Annotated in this window: 16 protein-coding genes and 1 tRNA gene; 4 read left to right on the top strand and 13 right to left on the bottom strand. The window is 72.6% G+C overall.

Annotated elements, in window-relative coordinates:
• The first annotated feature begins 76 nt into the window (after nucleotides 1-76).
• Entirely contained in the window at nucleotides 77-3,328 is a 3,252-nt protein-coding gene (locus AB0F77_RS05250) for a S41 family peptidase (RefSeq protein WP_361941716.1), read from the top strand.
• Nucleotides 3,329-3,470: 142 nt separating this feature from the next.
• On the opposite strand, the gene AB0F77_RS05245 is transcribed toward AB0F77_RS05250, so the two are convergent.
• The 4 genes from AB0F77_RS05245 to AB0F77_RS05230 all read right to left on the bottom strand — a co-directional run bounded on the left by AB0F77_RS05245 (nucleotide 3,471) and on the right by AB0F77_RS05230 (nucleotide 7,083).
• Entirely contained in the window at nucleotides 3,471-3,656 is a 186-nt protein-coding gene (locus AB0F77_RS05245) for a hypothetical protein (RefSeq protein WP_361941713.1), read from the bottom strand.
• 108 nt (nucleotides 3,657-3,764) lie between these two features.
• Entirely contained in the window at nucleotides 3,765-4,649 is an 885-nt protein-coding gene (locus AB0F77_RS05240; protein WP_361941710.1) for an SDR family oxidoreductase, read from the bottom strand.
• Nucleotides 4,646-5,581, bottom strand: a complete 936-nt coding sequence (locus tag AB0F77_RS05235) for an alpha/beta hydrolase (RefSeq protein WP_361941708.1) — start codon at nucleotides 5,579-5,581, stop codon at nucleotides 4,646-4,648. The genes AB0F77_RS05240 and AB0F77_RS05235 overlap by 4 nt, the downstream gene beginning before the upstream one ends.
• Nucleotides 5,578-7,083, bottom strand: coding sequence for an NAD(P)/FAD-dependent oxidoreductase (locus AB0F77_RS05230; protein WP_361941705.1), 1,506 nt, complete (start codon nucleotides 7,081-7,083; stop codon nucleotides 5,578-5,580). The genes AB0F77_RS05235 and AB0F77_RS05230 overlap by 4 nt, the downstream gene beginning before the upstream one ends.
• Before the next feature lie 197 nt (nucleotides 7,084-7,280).
• Between AB0F77_RS05230 and AB0F77_RS05225 the strand changes: the two genes are divergently transcribed.
• Nucleotides 7,281-7,901, top strand: a complete 621-nt coding sequence (locus AB0F77_RS05225; RefSeq protein WP_361942542.1) for a MerR family transcriptional regulator — start codon at nucleotides 7,281-7,283, stop codon at nucleotides 7,899-7,901.
• Nucleotides 7,902-7,925: 24 nt separating this feature from the next.
• On the opposite strand, the gene AB0F77_RS05220 is transcribed toward AB0F77_RS05225, so the two are convergent.
• The gene (locus AB0F77_RS05220; RefSeq protein WP_361941702.1) at nucleotides 7,926-8,729 is read right to left on the bottom strand and encodes an exodeoxyribonuclease III; all 804 of its coding nucleotides are present in this window, start codon (nucleotides 8,727-8,729) and stop codon (nucleotides 7,926-7,928) included.
• A gap of 68 nt (nucleotides 8,730-8,797) precedes the next feature.
• Here AB0F77_RS05220 and AB0F77_RS05215 point away from each other — a divergent pair, with 68 nt between their 5' ends.
• Nucleotides 8,798-9,292, top strand: a complete 495-nt coding sequence (locus tag AB0F77_RS05215) for a GNAT family N-acetyltransferase (protein WP_361941699.1) — start codon at nucleotides 8,798-8,800, stop codon at nucleotides 9,290-9,292.
• Between the two features lie 96 nt (nucleotides 9,293-9,388).
• Here AB0F77_RS05215 and AB0F77_RS05210 read toward each other — a convergent pair.
• The 7 genes from AB0F77_RS05210 to galU form a co-directional block, all read right to left on the bottom strand.
• Nucleotides 9,389-9,462, bottom strand: a tRNA-Ala gene (locus AB0F77_RS05210).
• Between the two features lie 96 nt (nucleotides 9,463-9,558).
• Nucleotides 9,559-10,842 (bottom strand): gephyrin-like molybdotransferase receptor GlpR, encoded by a 1,284-nt coding sequence (gene glpR, locus AB0F77_RS05205; protein WP_361941696.1) that lies wholly within the window; start codon nucleotides 10,840-10,842, stop codon nucleotides 9,559-9,561.
• A gap of 185 nt (nucleotides 10,843-11,027) precedes the next feature.
• The gene (locus AB0F77_RS05200) at nucleotides 11,028-11,690 is read right to left on the bottom strand and encodes a GNAT family protein (protein WP_361941693.1); all 663 of its coding nucleotides are present in this window, start codon (nucleotides 11,688-11,690) and stop codon (nucleotides 11,028-11,030) included.
• Between the two features lie 20 nt (nucleotides 11,691-11,710).
• Entirely contained in the window at nucleotides 11,711-12,226 is a 516-nt protein-coding gene (locus tag AB0F77_RS05195) for a MogA/MoaB family molybdenum cofactor biosynthesis protein (RefSeq protein WP_361941690.1), read from the bottom strand.
• Nucleotides 12,223-12,702: a cyclic pyranopterin monophosphate synthase MoaC gene (gene moaC, locus AB0F77_RS05190; RefSeq protein ID WP_361941687.1), complete on the bottom strand. Its 480-nt coding sequence runs from the start codon at nucleotides 12,700-12,702 to the stop codon at nucleotides 12,223-12,225. The genes AB0F77_RS05195 and moaC overlap by 4 nt, the downstream gene beginning before the upstream one ends.
• A 178-nt stretch (nucleotides 12,703-12,880) precedes the next feature.
• Nucleotides 12,881-14,203, bottom strand: a complete 1,323-nt coding sequence (glp, locus tag AB0F77_RS05185) for a gephyrin-like molybdotransferase Glp (RefSeq protein ID WP_361941684.1) — start codon at nucleotides 14,201-14,203, stop codon at nucleotides 12,881-12,883.
• 4 nt (nucleotides 14,204-14,207) lie between these two features.
• Nucleotides 14,208-15,110 (bottom strand): UTP--glucose-1-phosphate uridylyltransferase GalU, encoded by a 903-nt coding sequence (gene galU, locus AB0F77_RS05180; RefSeq protein ID WP_361941681.1) that lies wholly within the window; start codon nucleotides 15,108-15,110, stop codon nucleotides 14,208-14,210.
• A gap of 108 nt (nucleotides 15,111-15,218) precedes the next feature.
• Between galU and AB0F77_RS05175 the strand changes: the two genes are divergently transcribed.
• Nucleotides 15,219-15,839 (top strand): 5-formyltetrahydrofolate cyclo-ligase, encoded by a 621-nt coding sequence (locus AB0F77_RS05175; protein ID WP_361942539.1) that lies wholly within the window; start codon nucleotides 15,219-15,221, stop codon nucleotides 15,837-15,839.
• A 111-nt stretch (nucleotides 15,840-15,950) separates the two neighbouring features.
• Here the strand turns inward: AB0F77_RS05175 and AB0F77_RS05170 are convergent, their stop codons facing one another.
• Complete coding sequence (locus tag AB0F77_RS05170) at nucleotides 15,951-18,788, bottom strand: penicillin acylase family protein (RefSeq protein WP_361941678.1); 2,838 nt, start codon at nucleotides 18,786-18,788, stop codon at nucleotides 15,951-15,953.
• Nucleotides 18,789-19,073: the final 285 nt, after the last annotated feature.

Genomic DNA, 19,073 nt, shown 5'->3' with positions numbered 1-19,073 from the left:
GTCCGTCAAGTCCGCGTAAGGTGCCGGGCACCGGTCACGAGTTGCTGGGCCCCCGTCGGCGGAAAAGCATGGGTGGGTGAGCTATCTGCGCCTTCCGCACCTCAGCGGTGACCTGCTGTGCTTCGTCGCCGAGGACGACCTCTGGCTGGCCCCGCTCGACCCGCCCGGCCGCGCGTGGCGGCTCACCGTCGACCGCGCCAAGACCGGCCACCCCCGCTTCTCGCCCGACGGCCGCCACATCGCGTACACCAGCTGGCGCGACCCGGTGCCCGAGATCCACCTCGTCGGCGTCGACGGCGGGCCCGGGACCCGGCTGACGTACTGGGGCAGCAGCGACACCCGGGTCTGCGGCTGGACCCCGGACGGCGACATCCTCGCCGTCGCCTCCCACAGCCAGCCCTTCTCCTACTTCACCTGGGCCCACAAGGTCTCCCCCGACGGCGACCCCGGCCGCCGGCTGCCCTGGGGGCCGGTCTGCGACATCCAGGTCGCCGACCTCGACGGCGAGCGCCGGACCCTCCTGCTCACCGGGGCACCGCCGCACGAACCCGCCGCCTGGAAGCGCTACCGGGGCGGCGCCACGGGCCGGCTGTGGCTGCACGGCCGACGGCTGCTGCCCGATCTCGACGGCCATCTGCACTCCCCCCTGTTCGTCGCGGGCCGCGTCGCCTTCCTCTCCGACCACGAGGGCGTCGGCAATCTCTACTCCTGCGCGTACGACGGCTCCGACCTGCGTCGGCACACCGACCACGACGCCTTCTACGCCCGCCACGCCGCCAGTGACGGCACCCGCGTGGTGTACCAGTGCGCGGGCGACCTCTGGCTCGTCGACGACCTCTCCCCGGACGCCCGGCCGCGCAGGCTCGACGTCCGGCTGTCCGGCCCGCGCGCGGGACGCCGCCGCCACCCGGTCCCGGCCGCCCAGCACGTGGACGGCCTCTCGGTCGACGAGACCGGCCGGGCCAGCGCCGTCGTCGTACGCGGCAGCCTGTACTGGCTCACCCACCGCGACGGCCCCGCCCGCACCATCAGCGACACCCCTGGCGTACGCGTCCGCCTCCCGGAGATGCTCGGCTCCACCGGGCAGGTCGCCTACGTCACCGACGCGGAGGGCGAGGACGCCGTCGAGATCGCCCAACTGCCCCGGGCCAGCGGCGACCGCGAGCCGCGCCGGCTGGCCTCCGGCGCGCTCGGCCGCGTCCTGGAGCTGGTGTCCGACCCGCCCGGCGAGCGCCTGGCCGTCGCCTCGCACGACGGCCGGCTGCTGCTCCTGGACGCAGGCGAGGACTCCGGCGGCGAGGTCACCGAGCTGATCCAGTCGCTCAACGGACCCGTGCGCGACCTGGCGTTCTCGCCCGACGGGACCTGGCTGACCTGGTCGCACCCGGGCGTCGGACGCTCCCTGCGGCAGATCAAGATGGCCCGCGTACCGGGCCCCGGCCAGGAGGGGCGACTGATCGTCGACGTGACCAACGGCCGCTTCGAGGACGAGAACCCGGTCTTCACCCGCGACGGCCGCTATCTGGCCTTCCTCTCCTGGCGCGGCTTCGACCCGGTCTACGACGTGCACACCGGCGACCTGTCCTTCCCGCTCGGCTGCCGCCCCTACCTCGTCCCGCTCTCCTCGGCCACCCCCTCCCCCTTCGCCCTGAACCCCGAAGGCCGCCCCGCCGCCGGCGGACTCGACCCCGTCGAGGACGAACCCGGCGACGGCACGGCCGTCACCGTCGAGGTCGAGGGCCTGGAGAGCCGTGTGACGCCCTTCCCGGTCACCGCGTCCAAGTACTCGGCGCTGTACCCGGTGGCCGGCGGCGGCCTGGTGTGGCTGCGCTGGCCGATCTCCGGCGCGCTCGGCGAGACCTTCGCCAACCCGGCGGACACCAGCGGCAGGCCGACCCTGGAGCACTTCAGCATCGGCAAGGCCAAGAGGTCCCCACTCGCCTCCGACCTCGACTGGTTCGGGATCAGCGGCGACGGCACCCGGCTCGTCGTCGTCGACGAGGGCGAACTGCGCGCCGTGCCGTCGACCGAGCCGGGCGACGCCGACACGACGGTCTGGATCGACCTGCGTCGCATCCTGCACGAGGCCGACCCCGCCGCCGAGTGGCGCCAGTCCTACGACGAGGCCGGCCGCCTCATCCGCGCCTACTTCTGGGACCCGGGGATGTGCGGCGTCGACTGGGACGCGGTCCTTGAGCAGTACCGCCCGCTGGTCGAACGGGTCTCCACCCCCGACGAGTTCGCCGACCTGCTGCGCGAGGTCCTCGGCGAACTCGGCACCTCCCACGCCTACGTCACCGCCGCCCGCCGCAACGAGGGCCCGCCGCACTACCAGCGCCACCAGGGCCTGCTCGGCGCCAACCTGGTGTGCCGCGACGGCGAGTGGACGGTCAAGCGCATCCTGCCCGGCGACTCCTCCGACTCCAAGGCCCGCTCCCCGCTGGCCGGTACGGGCATCCGCGAGGGCGCCGTGCTCACCCACGTCGAGGGCCGGCGCGTGGACCCCGTGACCGGGCCGTACCCACTGCTCGCCGGTTCCGGCGGGACGACGGTCGAGCTCACCTTCACCTCCGCCGAGGGCGGCACGGGCCGGGCCCGCCGGGTGGCCGTGGTCCCGCTGATCGACGAACGGCCGCTGCGCTACCAGGACTGGGTGTCCAAACGCCGCCAGGTCGTACGGGAGTTGAGCGGCGGCCGGTGCGGCTATCTGCACATCCCCGACATGGGCGGCTCGGGCTGGGCCCAGTTCAACCGCGATCTGCGCCTTGAGGTCTCCCGGCCCGCGCTCATCGTGGACGTGCGCGGCAACGCGGGCGGCCACATCAGCGAACTCGTCGTGGAGAAGCTGACCCGCACCATCCTCGGCTGGGACCTGACCCGCGACGCCCAGCCCGTCTCGTACGCCTCCAACGCGCCCCGGGGACCCATCGTGGCGCTCACGGACGAGGCGACCTCCTCCGACGGCGACATGATCACGGCGGCGATCAAGCTCCTCCGGCTCGGTCCGGTGGTCGGGCAGCGCACCTGGGGCGGTGTGGTCGGCATGACCGGGCGGCACCGGCTCGGCGACGGCACGGTCATCACGGTGCCGATGAACGCGGCCTGGTTCGACGCGTACGGCTGGTCCGTGGAGAACCACGGCGTCTCCCCCGACATCGAGGTGCTGCGCTCGCCCCTGGACTGGGCGGAGGGCCGGCACGTCGAGATGGACCGCGCGGTGGAGCTGGCCCTGGAACTGCTGGACACCCAGCCGGCCGCGACACCGCCGGACCTCGGCGACGTCCCCGACCGCTCCCGCCCCAAGCTCCCGCCGCGCGGGACGAGTTGAGAGCTCCCGCCGCGTGGGGCGAGTCGAGAGAGGGACGAGGTGAAAGGGGCGCCCCCCGGGAGGGGCGCCCCTTCGCCGTCCGGCCGCCGGCGGCACGCACCGGCTGCCGGGCACCGACGTCAGGTCGTCACGGCGGACGACGTCAGGCGTCGTAGTCGTGGTCGTGACGGTCCTCGCCCTCGCGGCGGGCGCGGTTCATCTCCTCGTCGCCCTGCCGGCGACCGCGCTGGCCCTGCTGCTGGGCCTGGTCCCGGCCCTGCTGCGCCTTCTGCTTGCCCTGCTGCTGGGCCTGCTGGGACTTCTCCTGGAACTGGTCCTTCATACCCATGTGGGTTCACTCCCGTGGTGGGTGGGGGTACGGCCCCGAGCGGGGCCTGATCGGCCCTCGGTGGGGCCTCGACCAGATTCACACGGGCGACCACGCTGCGCATGTCGATCACTCACGCTGCGTAGCGCGCTCCTGTTCGTCGGCCGCCCCTCCCGCCCCGACGAGCCCCGTGCGCATGCCCCGCAGCCGGGGCGCGAACCGCCGCATCTCGCGCTGCCCGACGGTCCCGACGAGCGTCGGGAGGACCCCGCGCACGCCCTGCATCCCGCGCAGCCACCCCTGCGCGTACACATGGCTCGACCGGCGCTCGATCCCCGCCACGATCCGGTCGACCGCGGGACCGAGCGGATAGGTCTTGTTCGACGGCCACGGCAGCCGCTGCCTCAACTCCCGCATCACGTCCTCCCGGTCGGCGCCGCGCACCATGTCCGTGTCCGTCCACGACAGGTATCCGACGCCCACCCGCACGCCCTGGTGGCCGACTTCGGCGCGCAGGCTGTGCGCGTACGCCTCCACGCCCGACTTGGACGCGCAGTACGCCGTCATCATCGGCGCCGGGGTGATCGCGGCGAGCGAGGCGATCTGGAGCAGGTAACCGCGGCTCTCCACGAGCGCGGGCAGGAAGGCGCGGGCCGTCACCGCCGAGCCGATCAGATTGACCTCGATCACCCGCCGCCACGCCACCGGGTCGGAGTCGGCGAACGGACCGCCCGCCGCCACACCGGCGTTGGCCACCACGACGTCGACCTTGCCGAACCGCTCCTCGACCTCCCGGGCGACCCGCGCCATCGCCTCGTGGTCGGTGACGTCGGCGTACCAGTGGCCGCTCTCGCCGTGCAGCCGCCCGGCGACCTCCTTCAGCGCGGCGGCCTCCAGACCGACCAGCGCGAGCGTCGCACCGCGCGCGGACAGCCTGCGCGCCAGCGACTCGCCCACACCGCGCGCCGCCCCGGTCACCACCACGACCTGCCCCGCGAGCCCGACCCTGCTCATGCGTCCTCCTCGACGTGCGTGTTCCGCTCACCGATCGGATAGGTGGTGACGAGTTCCCGGATCCTGCCGGTGACCGCTCCCGGCGCCTCGACCGGGGTCATGTGGCCGATGCCGGGCAGCTCGGTCAGCCCGACGCACGCCGGGAGCGCGGCGGCGAGCGCCCGCGCGTGCACCGGTGGCGTGAGCCGGTCGGCGGTGCCGACGACGACCGCCGTGGGCACCGTCAACTCCCTTACGCCGTGGTCGAGGTCGAGAGTTCCCAGCACTCCCGCCCACGCGCCGCGCACGGCGCGCGGACAGGAGTGCACGATCCGCGCGCACGCCTCCACCATGGGGGGAGTGGAACCGGCGCCCATGGTGGCGTACTTGAGCACTCGGCGCGCGAGGGGCGTGACCGGTCCCAGGGGGGCGCGCGAGCCCAGGAGGCGCGCCGTGATCCAGGTGCGTGCGCGTCCGGCGCGCAACGGTACGACACGTGCCTCCGGTACGAGCCGTGAGCTTCCCGTGCTGCACAGCAGGACCGCGCCCGCGTGCTCCCGGAAGCCCTCGCGCGCGGAGGCGGCGATCACGGTCATGCCGCCCATGGAGTGGCCGGCGATCACGACCTTCTCCCCGGGCGCGAGGGTGTGCGCGAGCACGGCCTCCAGATCGTCCGCCAGCGCGCGCGTGGTGCACGCCTGGCTCACGGGCGAGCGCCCGTGCCCCCTCTGGTCGTACGCGATGACGCGGTGGTCGGCGGCGAGGTCCCGGATCTGCGCCGCCCAGAAGGCGGTCGAGCAGGTCCAGCCGTGTGCGAGGACGACGGCGGGCGCGTGGTCGGGGCCGTGCACCTCGACGTGCAGGCGGGCGCCGTCGGCGGAGACCACGGTCAGGGCACGGGCGGGGACGGGTGGCGTGAAGGCGCTCGGGGCGGCGTGCGTCGGCAGGCTCACGCCTCCACCTCCGTCCGCGCGCCGCTGTGCGCGGGAACGCGCAGGACCTCGTACTCCGCGAGGTCCACGCGCCGGGTGGCCCGCCGGAACTCGGTGGTCGTCCCGGGCCAGACGGTGGTGTTGCGGCCGTTCGCGTCCAGGTACCAGCTGGTGCAGCCGCCGTTGCTCCACACCGTGCGCCGCATCCGCTCCTGCACCCGGTCGTTCCAGGCGCGTACCGCGCCGGGCCGGGCGTCGAGGGCGGCGCGCGGGCCGAGGACACCGAGCTGACGCAGGTAGTCGGCCAGGTAGTTCAGCTGGGACTCGATCATCAGGATCATGGAGGAGTTCCCCAGGCCGGTGTTGGGCCCGATGATCGTCATGAAGTTGGGGAAGCCGGTGGCGCACGCCCCGCGCAGCGACTCCATGCCGTCCTTCCAGCTCTCCGCGAGCGTCCGGCCGTCGGCGCCCACCACCCGTTCGGCGATGGGCATGTCGGTGACGTGGAAGCCGGTGCCGAAGACGATCGTGTCGGCCTCGGCCGTGCTCCCGTCGGCGGCGACGAGGGTCGAGCCGCGCACCTCGGCGAGCCCGCTCGCGACCACGTCCACGTTGGGCCGGGCCAGCGCCGGGTAGTACGCGCTCGACAGCAGGATCCGCTTGCAGCCGATGCGGTAGTCCGGGGTGAGCCTGGCGCGCAGGGCCGGGTCCTCGATCGCGCGGGCGATGTTGCGCCTGGCGAGCCGTTCGACGAACCCGAGCTCCTCGGGGTGCTTGGTGAACGCCTGGACCTGCAACTCCCGGATGCCCCACAGCAGTCCGCGCCGGGCCCGCGCGGTGAGGGGCAGCCTGCGGTGGAGCGTGCGTTCGGCGCCGCTGATGGCCCGGTCGACGCGCGGCATCACCCAGGGCGGGGTGCGCTGGAAGAGGGTCAGCCGCGATACGAGCGGCTGGAGGGACGGCACGATCTGGATGGCGGAGGCGCCGGTGCCGATCACGGCGACCCGCTCGCCGCGCAGGTCGTGGCCGTGGTCCCAGCGGGCGGAGTGGAACACCCGGCCGGGGAAGGAGTCCAGGCCCGGGATCTCCGGGACCTTCGGGTCGGACAGCGGCCCGGTGGCGGAGACGACGACGTCGGCGCCGAGCGGACCGCGACTGGTCTCGATGTTCCAGCGCAGCCTGCGCGGGTCCCAGCTCATCAGCCTCGCCTCGGAGCCGAACCGGATGTGCGGCCGCAGGTGGAAGGCGTCGACGACGTGCTCCAGATAGGCGCGGATGTGCTCCTGCCCGGAGAAGGTGCGCGGCCAGTCGGGGTTGGGCGCGAAGGAGAAGGAGTAGAGGTGGGACGGCACGTCGCAGGCGCACCCCGGGTAGCTGTTGTCCCGCCAGGTGCCGCCCACGCCGTCGGCCCGCTCCAGGACCACGAAGTCGGTGATCCCTTCGCGGCGCAGGCGCACGGCCGCGCCCAGTCCCCCGAACCCGGACCCGATCACCGCCACCCGTACGTGCTCGTGCTCGGCCATCCCGCAGCCTCCCGGCATCACTCCGACTCCGCCAGTGAACACTGGCGCAATGGGAGGGTAGGGCAGCTCCGTACTCATGGGTAGGGGTCGCGAGAAGGAAAGTTACCGCCGGTACGATCTAGGCTTCGGGAGTGGCAGCAGACGCAGTACGGGGCGAGGACGTGACCGGGGACCGGCGGGCCCCCCGCGAGTACCGCATGGAGGAGCTGGCCCGGCTGGCCGGCATCACGGTCCGCACCCTGCGCTTCTACCGCGAACGCAAACTGATCGCACCGCCCCGCCGCGAGGGCCGTATCGCCTGGTACGACGACCACCACCTGGCCCGTCTGCGCACGATTTCGGCGCTCCTGGAGCGCGGCCACACCCTGAACGGCATCGCGGAACTCGCCGACGCCCTCGACCGCGGCCGCGACGTCGCCGACCTGCTGGGCGTCGGCACGCCCACCGAGGAGGAGCCGGTCCGCCTCACACCCGAGGAGCTGGCCGCCCGCTTCGAGGGCGAGGTCACCCCGGAGAACCTCGCCGCCGCCCTGGACCTCGGCTACCTCGGCACCGACGGCGACGAGATCGTCCACGTCAGCCGCCGTCTGCTGGAGGTCTCCTCGGCCCTGGTCCGCGAGGGCATCCCGCTCGCGGAGGTCCTGACGGCCGGCGCCCGCGTCCGCGAGCACGCCGACGCCCTGGCGGCCCTGTTCACCGACCTGATCCTGCGTCACGGCCCCGAGGAGGACCTCCAGCGGCTGCGCCCGCTGGCCCGCAGCGTGGTGGAGGCGGAACTCTCCCTCGCCCTCGACCGCAGGCTGCGCAAGGAGGACTGAGCCGTCGGCGGCCGTGGAGTGCCGCTAGAGGTCGTAGACGACGGTCACGGGCGCGTGGTCGGACCACCGCTCGGCGTGCGTGGCCGCGCGCTCCACGACCGCCTTGACCGCCCGGCCCGCGAGCCGCGGTGTCGCGCACTGGTAGTCGATCCGCCAGCCGGAGTCGTTGTCGAAGGCCCGTCCCCGGTAGGACCACCAGGAGTACGGCCCCTCGACGTCCGGGTGCAGCGCGCGCACGACGTCGACGTAACCGCCGTCCGCCGGGTCGAGGACCGCGCCCAGCCACTCGCGCTCCTCGGGCAGGAAGCCGGAGTTCTTGGTGTTGCCGCGCCAGTTCTTGAGGTCGGCCTGCCGGTGGGCGATGTTCCAGTCGCCGCAGACGACGACCTCCCGCCCCTCGGCCGCGGCCCGCTCGCGCAGCTCCTTGAGGTGGACGAGGAACTCGCCCATGAAGCGCGCCTTCTCGTCCTGCCGCTCGGTGCCGACCTCACCGGACGGCAGGTAGAGCGAGGCGACGGTGACACCGGGCAGGTCCGCCTCGACGTACCGCCCGCTCGTGTCGAACTCGGCCGAGCCGAAGCCGACCCGGACGCGGTCGGGCTCGCGCCGCGTGTAGAGGGAGACGCCCGCGCGGCCCTTCGCGGCGGCCGGGGCGTGCACGACGTGCCAGCCGTCCGGCTGCCGCACGCCCGCGGGCAGCTGCTCCGGCTCGGCACGCACCTCCTGGAGGCACAGCACGTCGGCGGGGGTCTCCGCCAGCCACTCCACGAAGCCCTTCTTCGCGGCGGCCCGCAGTCCGTTCACGTTCACCGAGGTCACAGTCAGCACCAGGGCACGATACCGGCACACTGGACGACGTCCGGTTCCCTTACCCGCATAGAAGTACGATGCCCAGCATGAATATACGCCCCGTCCCCTTCGAACACCCCGACGCCGTCAAACTCAACGACGAGGTCCAGGCGGAGTACCACGTGCGCTACGGCGACGGCGGCGACGCCACGGTCCTCGACGCGTCGGACTTCCAGCCCCCCGCGGGCGTGTATCTGATCGCGTACGACGAGCACGACCGCCCGGTGGCCACCGGCGGCTGGCGCAGCCAGGACGAGAACGGCGAGGGCAACGAGGACGGCGACGCCGAACTCAAGCGCATGTTCGTGGTCCGGGAGATGCGCGGCCGGGGCCTCGCCCGCCGCATGCTGGCCGCCCTGGAGGAGGACGCCCGCGCGGCCGGCCGGGTGCGCATGGTCCTGGAGACCGGCACCGCGCAGCCGGAGGCGATCGCCCTGTACACCTCCAGCGGCTACGAGCCCTGTACCAAGTTCGGCTACTACCGCGCCTACGAGTCGAGCCGCTGCTTCGCGAAGCCCCTCCGGCCGGGCACCGCGCTGTAGGCCGCGCCACGGCCGACCCTCCGGGGTCGGCCCCCGCGCGTCCCCGAACACGATGAAGCCCCGGTCGACTTTCGCCGACCGGGGCTTCATGCTGCGTGGACCTGAGGGGATTTGAACCCCTGGCCCCCTCGATGCGAACGAGGTGCGCTACCGGACTGCGCCACAGGCCCTTGCAACGAGTGAAACTCTAGCACCCCCGTCGGGGTGCTTGGAAATCCGTTCCCCGACTGGTCAGGGGGCGGGTTCCCGGAGCGGGACCACGGCCGTCACTCGTTGGCCGCGCGCGGCCGGTCGCCGTCCTCGTACTGGTCGAACAGCGGTGTGCGGCCACGTTCCCGCGCGCGGCGGGCGGAGGCGGCGCGGCGGGCGTCACTGCGCCCGTCGGCCGCCGGTCTGTCTTCCGCGACGGTCACCGGCTCCCGCGTCGGCGCCGTCTCCGGCTGCTCCGCGGGCTTCGTCTCCTGCTCCGCCGCGACGGACCCCGCCACGGAGCTGGAGCGCGCCGAACTCCACGCGTCGGGCGCCTTCAGGTCCACGTCGGACGTGGCGCGCGGCGCGACCGGCGCGGTGACGTACGTCGGCAGCGGCACGGGGACCGGCTCCCAGCTGTCCCCCTGCTCGGGACGCCGCCGGCGCTCACGCTGCTGGTCCACCCATTCGGCGTGGTCCGTCTGCTCGACGAGAGCGCGCCGATCCGCGGCGAGCGCGGACAGTCCGGGGTCGGGGACGTCCTCTGGTCCCTCGTCCGATTCGTCGGGGAGCGCGCCCTCGTCGAGGGGCGCGCGCCGCCGGGGCTGGCGCTCCCGCAGCCGCTGCGCGGCGGCCTCGGCCTGGCGCCGGTCCATCTGGTAGGCGAACCGGCGGCGCTCCTGGGAGCGCAGATACGCGATGTACGCGCTGAGCAGCACGGCGGGCACGCCGGGCGCCCAGAGGAACGCGAGCCCGCCGACGGCGGCGACGATCGCGCCGAGCGTGAAGGCGAGGAAGAGCACCACGGTGCTGCGCCGACGGCGCGCGAGGACCTTCGAGCGCCGGGCGCGCGCGGCGGCCGCCTGCGTCGAGGCCGAGGGCGTGCGCCGCGCTGCCGGCACACGCTTGCGCGCGGGCTCGGGTGCGGAGTTGGGCGCCGGGGCGGGCGCGGGTGCCGGGGGCGCGGAGTCACGCTTCCGCGCCGGCGCGGAAGCCGACGCGTGCGCCGGGGCGCTCGCGCGTTCGTGCTCCTGTTCCGGGGGCGCCGGTGCCTCCGGCTCCACGTCCGCCCGCGCCTGACGGCGCGTCGGCGGCATGGCGAAGGCCCGGACGTCCACCGAGTCGGTGGCGTCGCCCGGGTCGCGGGCGTCGGGCTCCCCCTCATGGGCGGAGCGCGCCCGCAGGTCCCTGGCGTAACGGCGCTCCATGCCCGCCCGTCCGGACAGCAGCCGGATGGCGGTGCTGAAGCGTTCCGTCGGACGGGCCTCGTTCAGCTCGTCCTGCCTACGGAGCCACATCGGCACCAAGTAGGCGGCCCAGGCCCCGACAATGACTGCGTAGATGAGGCCGCTGCTGCTCACGCCTCACACGGTAGAGGGGTTTCCCTGAGGCCATCCGCCAATTGCGTCGGTGTGTCGCACGATCTGGCTGATATTTCGAGCTTTTTGTGTGACGCATCCGATCAGCGGGCCGCCGTTGCCGCGAATTACCGGCTCCGAGACGGTCGGCGGCCGATCAATTTCGAACACTTATTCAATTTCCGGGGCTACCCGGGATTCCCCGGAGTGTTCTGCGGATTCCGGGGCACGCTGTTCGCGGACCCGCCTGACTCCTGGGCCCGCTGGGAGCGTTCCCGGCGCCAGCGGGCGAGCAATCCCTCGGGCACCTCTTCCGCGGTGAGCGCGAAGACGAGGTGGTCGCGCCAGGCCCCGTCGATGTGGAGATATCGCGGACGCAACCCCTCCTCGCGGAATCCGAGTTTCTCCACGACCCGCCGGCTGGGCCGGTTCTCGGGACGAATGCAGACCTCGACGCGGTGCAGCCCGACCGTGCGGAAACAGTGGTCCACGACGAGCGCCACCGCCGTCGGCATGACCCCGCGCCCGGCCACCGACTGGTCCACCCAGTAGCCGACGTGCCCCGAGCACATCGAGCCCCAGGTGATCCCGGCGACCGTCAACTGCCCGACCAGCCGCCCCTGGTACTCGATGACGAACGGCAGCATCCGGCCGGCGTTCGCCTCGGCCCGCAGGTGCCGGACCATCTGGCGGTAGGTCGGCCGGTGCGTGACAGGACCGCTGGGCGTCGGCGGCGGGATCGTCGCCTCCCACGGACGCAGCCAGTCCCGGTTGCGCCGGTTCACCTCGCGCCAGACCCGCTGGTCGCGCAGCCTTATGGGCCTGAGGACGATGTCGCCGTCCACCAGCACGACGGGCCAGGATGGGCTGTTCAGCTCGCACCCCCACTGATGGCACCGGGTCTGGGGTGGTCGCCGCCGCGGATCTGGTCGACGGCGTGGACCAGGAGGGGTTCCAGGACGGCCAGCCCGTCCTTCACCCCGCCCGAGGAACCCGGCAGATTGACGATCAGCGTGCCGCTCGCGACCCCGGCCAGGCCCCGGGAGAGCGCGGCGGTCGGCACCTTGTCGCGGCCGTACGCCCGGACGGCCTCCGCGATGCCCGGCACCTCGCGGTCGATCACCTCGCGCGTCGCCTCGGGCGTGCGGTCGGTGGGCGAGATGCCCGTGCCCCCGGTGGTGACGACGACGTCGTACCCGGCCTCCACGGCGGCGCGCAGCGCGTCCCGCACGGGGTCGCCGTCGGGCACCACGCGCGGCCCGTCCACGGCGAAGCCGAAGCGCGCGAGGGCGTCGGCGATCAGCGGGCCGCCCTTGTCCTCGTAGACGCCCGCGGCGGCGCGGTTGGACGCCGTGACGACGAGCGCGCGGTACGCCCCCGCGCTCACGTCCGGCTCCAGTCGCCCGACTTGCCGCCGGTCTTCTCCTCCACCCGCACGTCCGTGATGACCGCTCCCTTGTCGACCGCCTTGACCATGTCGATCACGGTGAGGGCGGCCACCGACACCGCGGTCAGGGCCTCCATCTCGACGCCCGTACGGTCCGTGGTCTTCACGGTGGCCAGGATCTCCACGGCGTCGTCCGCGACCGACAGGTCCAGTTTCACACCGGAGACCGCCAAGGGGTGACACAGCGGGATGAGGTCCGGGGTCCGCTTGGCACCCATGATGCCCGCGATACGGGCGGTGGCCAGTGCGTCTCCCTTGGGGACGCCCTCCCCGCGCAGCAGCTCGACCACACGGGGCGAGACGAGGACGCGGCCGCTGGCGCGGGCGGTGCGCGCGGTCACGTCCTTCCCGGATACGTCGACCATGCGGGCCGCGCCCGCCTCGTCGATGTGCGTCAGTCGGTCCTGCGTACTCATGGTGTGCGGCGCTCCCGGGTAGGGCCCGCGCGGTGCGGTGAGCGGGCCTGTCGTGCGCGACACGGTACCGCCAAGTCCGCGCGTCCACCCGAGCAGGACCCCGTGATCCCCGGCGGGGGACGCCGGGGGCGCGCGGCCCGCGGGCGCACGCCGGTGCGGGGCGCCGCGCGCCGGGGGGTCAGCCGAGCAGGACGACCTCGACCTCGGTGCCCGGCTCGACGGTGTCGACGTCCTCGGGGACGACGATCAGCGCGTCGGCGTGCGCCAGGGCGGCGATCAGGTGCGAGCCGGAGCCGCCGACGGGCACCACCTCGCCGTCGGCGTACGAGCCCCGCAGGAACTGCCTGCGCCGCGGGGGCGAGCTCAGCGCCTTGTCCGCCTTCAGGGTGGCCCGCGTCCTGGGGCGGTGGACGTCGTCGAGCCCCATCAGGGTGCGGATGGCGGGGCGGACGAACAGCTCGAAGGAGACGTACGACGACACCGGATTGCCGGGCAGGGCCAGCAGCGGGGTGTGGTCGGGGCCGATCGAGCCGAAGCCCTGCGGCTTGCCGGGCTGCATGGCGAGCTTGCGGAACTCCACACCGCCGCCCGGCTCGTCCTCGTCCCCGGCGTGCGCGAGCGCCTCCTTGACGACGTCGTACGCGCCCACGCTCACGCCGCCCGTGGTGACCAGGAGGTCGGCGCGCACGAGCTGGTCCTCGATGGTGGTCCGGAGGACGTCGGCGTCGTCGGCGACGGCACCGACCCGGTAGGCGATGGCTCCGGCGTCGCGGGCGGCGGCGGTGAGGGCGAAGCTGTTGGAGTCGTAGATCTGGCCGTTCGCCAACTGCTCCCCCGGCTGGACCAGTTCGCTGCCGGTGGACATGACGACCACGCGCGGGCGCGGGCGCACGCGTACGCTGCCGCGGCCGATCGCGGCGAGCAGGGCGATCTGCGGCGGGCCGAGCACCGTGCCCGCCTCCAGGGCGAGGTCGCCGGCCCGCACGTCGCTGCCCTTCGGGCGCACGTGCGCGCGTGCCTCGGCGGGCCGGTGCACGCGTACGTGCCCGGTGGCGCCCTCGGGGGCGAGGCTGCGGGCGCGCATGCCGGCCACGGGCCCCTCGCCGAGGCCCCCGTCGGTCCACTCCACGGGTACGACGGCCTCGGCGCCGGGCGGCAGCGGGGCGCCGGTCATGATGCGGGCGGCCTGGCCGGGACCCACGTGGATCAGCTCGGCGGCGCCCGCCGCCACGTCGCCGACGACCTCCAGGACGGCCGGGAACTCCTCGCTCGCGCCCGCCACGTCCGCGACCCGCACCGCGTACCCGTCCATGGAGCTGTTGTCGAACGGCGGCAGGGAGACCGGCACGGTGACGTCGTCGACCAGGACGCAGCCCTGGGCGTCGAGCAGCTGCAGCTCGATGGGGTCGAGGGGGCGGAGGGTGGTGAGGACGTCCTCCAGGTGCTCGTCCACGGACCAGAGGCGGTCCTGGTCGGCGGCGGGGGTCGCGGCGCTGCTCAACTCGCTACATCTCCTCGGCTACGTAACTGCGGAGCCAGGTACGGAAGTCCGGGCCCAGGTCTTCACGTTCGCACGCGAGTCTGACAATGGCACGCAGGTAGTCACCGCGGTCGCCGGTGTCATAGCGGCGGCCCTCGAAGACGACCCCGTGCACGGGCCCGCCGACCTTCTCGTCCTGGGCGAGCTGCTGGAGGGCGTCGGTGAGCTGGATCTCGCCACCGCGGCCGGGCTCGGTGCGGCGCAGTATGCCGAAGACGCGCGGGTCGAGCACATAACGGCCGATGACCGCGTAGTGCGACGGGGCGTCGGCCGGGTCCGGCTTCTCGACCAGGCCGGTCACCTTGACGACGTCGGCGTCGCCGGTGGCCTCCACGGCCGCGGAGCCGTAGAGGTGGATCTGCTCGGGCGCGACCTCCATGAGCGCGACGACGCTGCCGCCGTGCCGCTCCTGGACCTCGATCATGCGCTGGAGCAGGGGGTCGCGCGGGTCGATCAGGTCGTCACCGAGCAGGACCGCGAAGGGCTCGTGGCCGACGTGCGGGGCGGCGCACAGCACGGCGTGACCGAGGCCCCTGGGGTCGCCCTGGCGCACGTAGTGCATGGTCGCGAGGTCGCTGGACTCCTGGACCTTGGCGAGCCGTTCCGCGTCGCCCTTCTTCTCCAGGGCGGATTCCAGCTCGTAGTTGCGGTCGAAGTGATCCTCCAGGGGACGCTTGTTGCGTCCCGTGATCATGAGAACGTCATCGAGCCCCGCGGCCACGGCCTCCTCGACCACGTACTGGATCGCGGGCTTGTCCACGACCGGCAGCATCTCCTTGGGAGTGGCCTTGGTCGCCGGCAGGAACCGGGTGCCGAGACCTGCTGCGGGAATGACAGCCTTGCTGATCCTGGGGTGCGACTCAGTCATGCCGGCAACCCTATCCGGTGCCTTTGGCGAGAATCCGTGGCTCCGACCACCAAGCACTCATATGGGCATATCAAGGATGAACACATGGAAAGGGTGCGGGTGCGACCTGTGGAAAACGTCGGACGTGGCGCCGAGCCCGACAAGCGAACGCTGCGCCGGGAGATCCTCTCGGCGCGGGACGGACTGACGGCGGACGCCGTGCGGGACACGGGCACGGTGCTGGCCGGGCGCGCGCTGGAGCTGCCCGAGCTGGAGCGGGCGCGCACGGTGGCGGCGTACGTCTCCGTGGGGAGCGAGCCCGGCACGCTCGCGCTGCTGGACGCGCTGCGCGCGCGGGGCGTGCGGGTCCTGCTTCCCGCGCTCCTGCCGGACAACGACCTGGACTGGGGCGCGTACGCCGGTGAGGGCGCCCTCGCGCGGGTGCGGCACGCGGGAAGGATGGAACTCTTCGAGCCGGGCGGCGAGCGGCTCGGCCCGGACGCGGTGCTGACCGCCGACGTCGTCCTGCTGCCCGGGCTCGCGATCGACGGGCGCGGGATGCGGCTGGGGCGCGGCGGAGGCTCGTACGACCGTGTGCTGGCCCGGCTGGAGCGCGCGGGCGTGCGCCCCGCGCTCGTGGTGCTGCTGTACGACGCGGAGGTCGTGGCGAGTGTGCCCGCGCAGGCGCACGACCGTCCGGTGCACGCCGTGGTGACGCCGTCGGGCGTGCGCCGTTTCGCGAGCCCCTGATCCCGGGGCCCCCGTCGGCTTCCGCACCGGGGCGCATGCGAAAGGGCCCTCCCCACACGTGGGGAGGGCCCTTTCGGTCGGACCAGGTCCGGTCAGGCCGCGGTCAGCGGGTCACGGCTTGAGGACCAGGGTGTCGCTGGTGCTGCCGTCGACCGCCTTCGCGGAGAACGACCACGAGAGCAGTTCGCCGTTGGCCCACTTGTCCGTCTGGTCGGTGTAGTGCGCGCTGTAGGCGTGCCCGGAGGCGCCGGTGAGGTTGATCCACTTGGACTTGTCGAAGTCGTCCAGGTTGACCACCATCCGCATCGACGGCACCCATACGACGCCGTAGCCGCCGGCGGCGTTCCAGCCGGTCGCGTTGACCGTGGCCTCGCCGCCGCCGATCTTCCAGGGGCCTCGGTTGAGGACGTACTGGAGGATGCCGGGGCCGCTGGTGCCGAGGGTCTGGTTCTTCAGGAACAGGCGGTGCAGCCGGCCCCAGCTCCAGGTGTCGATGTCCTTGCCCAGCTTGGCCGTCAGCTCCCAGCGGGCGTCGATCATGGCGCGCTTGAACAGCTCGTCGCGGTTGGTGGCGGCGGGGCGGTTGCCCGTGCGGGAGGCCGGGGTCGTCCACCAGTCGCTGTCCGGCTTGTCCATGAGGTTGCGGACCACCTCGAACCAGCGGTCGCCGCCGTCCGGCTGCGCCTGGTCCGCGTCGCGCTCGCCGCACTCGCGCACCTTGGTGTCGTCGTCCACCGGACCGGTGCTGTCGATCTTGTCGACCCACAGGCACTGTCCCTTGGGCCGCAGCTCCTTGGGCAGCTTGTTGCCGAAGGCCAGCTTGAGGACGTTGCGCCAGACCGCGTTGAAGTACGCGGCGGCGGCCGAGTCGGCGTCCTGCGTGTAGTCCCAGCCCTCCAGCAGCTTCTGCGCCTGGCGGACGTCCTTGTCGCCGAGGTCGATCTGGAGCAGCTTGGGCACGAGCAGCTTGGCGATCTCGCTGCTGTTGTCCAGCTGCATCTGGCGCATGTCGTCGGTGGAGATCTTGCCGCCGCCCTTGATCTTCGACTCGATCAGGTCGCTGATGCGCTGGCTGCGGGTGCCGTAGCCCCAGTCCGTGGTGAGCGTGTAGGGGTACTTGTCCTTGTCGACCACGGCCTGGTTGGCGGTGACGATGTAGCCGCGCGCGGGGTCGAGCTCGTAGGGCAGCTCGTCCTGCTCGACGAAGCCGGTCCAGCGGTACTTGGGGTCCCAGCCGGGCGCCGGGACGGAGCCGTCGTCGCCGTCCGCGCGGGTGGGGATGCGGCCGGGCAGCGTGTAGCCGATGTGGTTGTCGGTGTCGGCGTAGATCAGGTTCTGCGAGGGCACGTCGAACAGCGCGGCCGCGTCGCGGAAGTCGCTCCAGTCGGCCGCCTTGTCGAGCGCGAAGACGGCGTCCATGGTCGTGCCCGGGTCCAGGGCGGTCCACCTGAGGGCGATGCCGTAGCCGTCGCCGCGGTCGGGGGCCGCGGTGTCGACGGTGGCCTTCCTGCCGACCTTGACGAGTTCGTTGTCGCGGTCGGACAGCAGGGGCATGCCGTCGTCGGTCTCCCGGACGACGATCTTCTTGGACGGGCCGCCGGCGACCTTGATGGTCTCCTCGCGGGACTTGAAGGGCCGGACCTTGCCGTCGTAGAGGTAGCCGTCGCCGCTGAGCTTCTCCAGGTAGAGGTCGGTGACGTCGACCCCGGAGTTGGTCATGCCCCAGGCGACGTCCGCGTTGTGGCCGATGATCACACCGGGCATCCCGGCAAACGTGTAACCGGCGACGTCGTACTGGCACTTGTCCGAGACGGTGCGGCAGTGCAGGCCCATCTGGTACCAGACCGACGGCAACGAGGCCGACAGGTGCGGGTCGTTGGCGAGCAGCGGCTTGCCGGTGATGGTGTGCTCCCCGCCGACGACCCAGGAGTTGGAGCCGATGCCCTGACCGTTCACGCCGACGGCCGCGGGGACGTCGTCCAGGACGTTGTAGAGGCCCTCCAGCTGGCTCGTGAGCGCCGATCCGGACGTGGACGAGGATTCGGTGCCCCCGGTGCCCGTCGTGGCCCCTGAACCGCTCGTGACGCCCGAGCCGGTCGCGGTGCCCGAACCCGTCGTGCCCGAGCCCGTGGAGGTGCCCGAACCGGTCGTGGCGCCCTCGCCCTGCTTGAACGACTTGGTCAGCTCGTCGTACTGACCCTCCTGGACTATCGGCTTGTTGCGGCCGTACGGATAGTCCGGGTAGAGGTCGCGGATCTGCTGCGGGCCGAGGCGGCTGGTCATCAGGGCGCGGTCGATCTCGTCCTGCATGTTGCCGCGCAGGTCCCAGGCCATCGCCTTCAGCCAGGACACCGAGTCGACCGGGGTCCAAGGCTGCGGCTTGTAGTCGTTGCTGAAGCCGAGCGCCGCGTACTCCAGGGAGATGTCCTTGCCGTCCTTGCCCCGGAGATAGGCGTTGACCCCCGCCGCGTACGCCTGGAGGTACTTCTTCGTCGCGGCCGACAGCTTGGTGTCGTACTCCTTCTTCGCGACCCGGTCCCAGCCCAGGGTGCGCAGGAACTCGTCGTTCTTGACCTGGCCCTTGCCGAACATCTCCGACAGGCGGCCGGACGTCATGTGCCGGCGCACGTCCATCTCGTAGAACCGGTCCTGCGCCTGGACGTATCCCTGCGCCATGAACAGGTCCGCGTCGGACGAGGCGTAGATCTGCGGGATGCCGTTGCCGTCCCGCTTCACCTCGACCGGTCCGGACAGGCCGTCCAGTGTCAGGGAACCGCTGGTCTGCGGGAAGGAGGCACGGACGGTGCTGACCGACCAGTACCCCCCGTAAGCGACGCCCCCGACGACGGCCAGGACGAGCACCAGGACGAGCAGTCGGGCTTTTCGCCCCTTCTTCCTGCCGGACTTGCCGGGCTTGTCACCCGTTGTGGCGGTGGTGTTGGGGGGCATCGCTGTCCTTGCTGTCCTAACGCGAGCGGCGAGGCGGGCTGTCCTTTTGAATGAGCGCTGGAGCAACCATAGGCGCAGGGCCCGGTGCCCCTTGACGCGGAGTCGGGAACCCGCGCGGACGGGCGTTCGATCTTGCCTCGCCGCGCGTCAAGAAAACGTCAAGAGTTAGGTAAGGTAATGAAGTACTTGGGTGCGGAGCACCACGGCACCGGTGCGTGTCGTCACGGGTGCTTCGCACCGCGCGCACGTACGCTTCGCGCCTCCCGCGCGTGAGGCCGGTGAAGG

Origin of the sequence: Streptomyces sp. NPDC026672 (assembly GCF_040638185.1) — a bacterium.
Taxonomy (GTDB): Bacteria; Actinomycetota; Actinomycetes; order Streptomycetales; family Streptomycetaceae; genus Streptomyces.
This window is presented reverse-complemented; position numbering and strand designations above follow the sequence as displayed.

Bases quoted from the DNA above. Each gene is read 5' to 3' on its own strand.
- AB0F77_RS05245 (WP_361941713.1), bottom strand. From the start codon at position 3,656: ATGGGTATGAAGGACCAGTTCCAGGAGAAGTCCCAGCAGGCCCAGCAG.
- AB0F77_RS05240 (WP_361941710.1), bottom strand. From the start codon at position 4,649: ATGAGCAGGGTCGGGCTCGCGGGGCAGGTCGTGGTGGTGACCGGGGCG.
- AB0F77_RS05230 (WP_361941705.1), bottom strand. From the start codon at position 7,083: ATGGCCGAGCACGAGCACGTACGGGTGGCGGTGATCGGGTCCGGGTTC.
- AB0F77_RS05225 (WP_361942542.1), top strand. From the start codon at position 7,281: ATGGAGGAGCTGGCCCGGCTGGCCGGCATCACGGTCCGCACCCTGCGC.
- AB0F77_RS05215 (WP_361941699.1), top strand. From the start codon at position 8,798: ATGAATATACGCCCCGTCCCCTTCGAACACCCCGACGCCGTCAAACTC.
- moaC (WP_361941687.1), bottom strand. From the start codon at position 12,702: ATGAGTACGCAGGACCGACTGACGCACATCGACGAGGCGGGCGCGGCC.
- galU (WP_361941681.1), bottom strand. From the start codon at position 15,110: ATGACTGAGTCGCACCCCAGGATCAGCAAGGCTGTCATTCCCGCAGCA.
- AB0F77_RS05170 (WP_361941678.1), bottom strand. From the start codon at position 18,788: ATGCCCCCCAACACCACCGCCACAACGGGTGACAAGCCCGGCAAGTCC.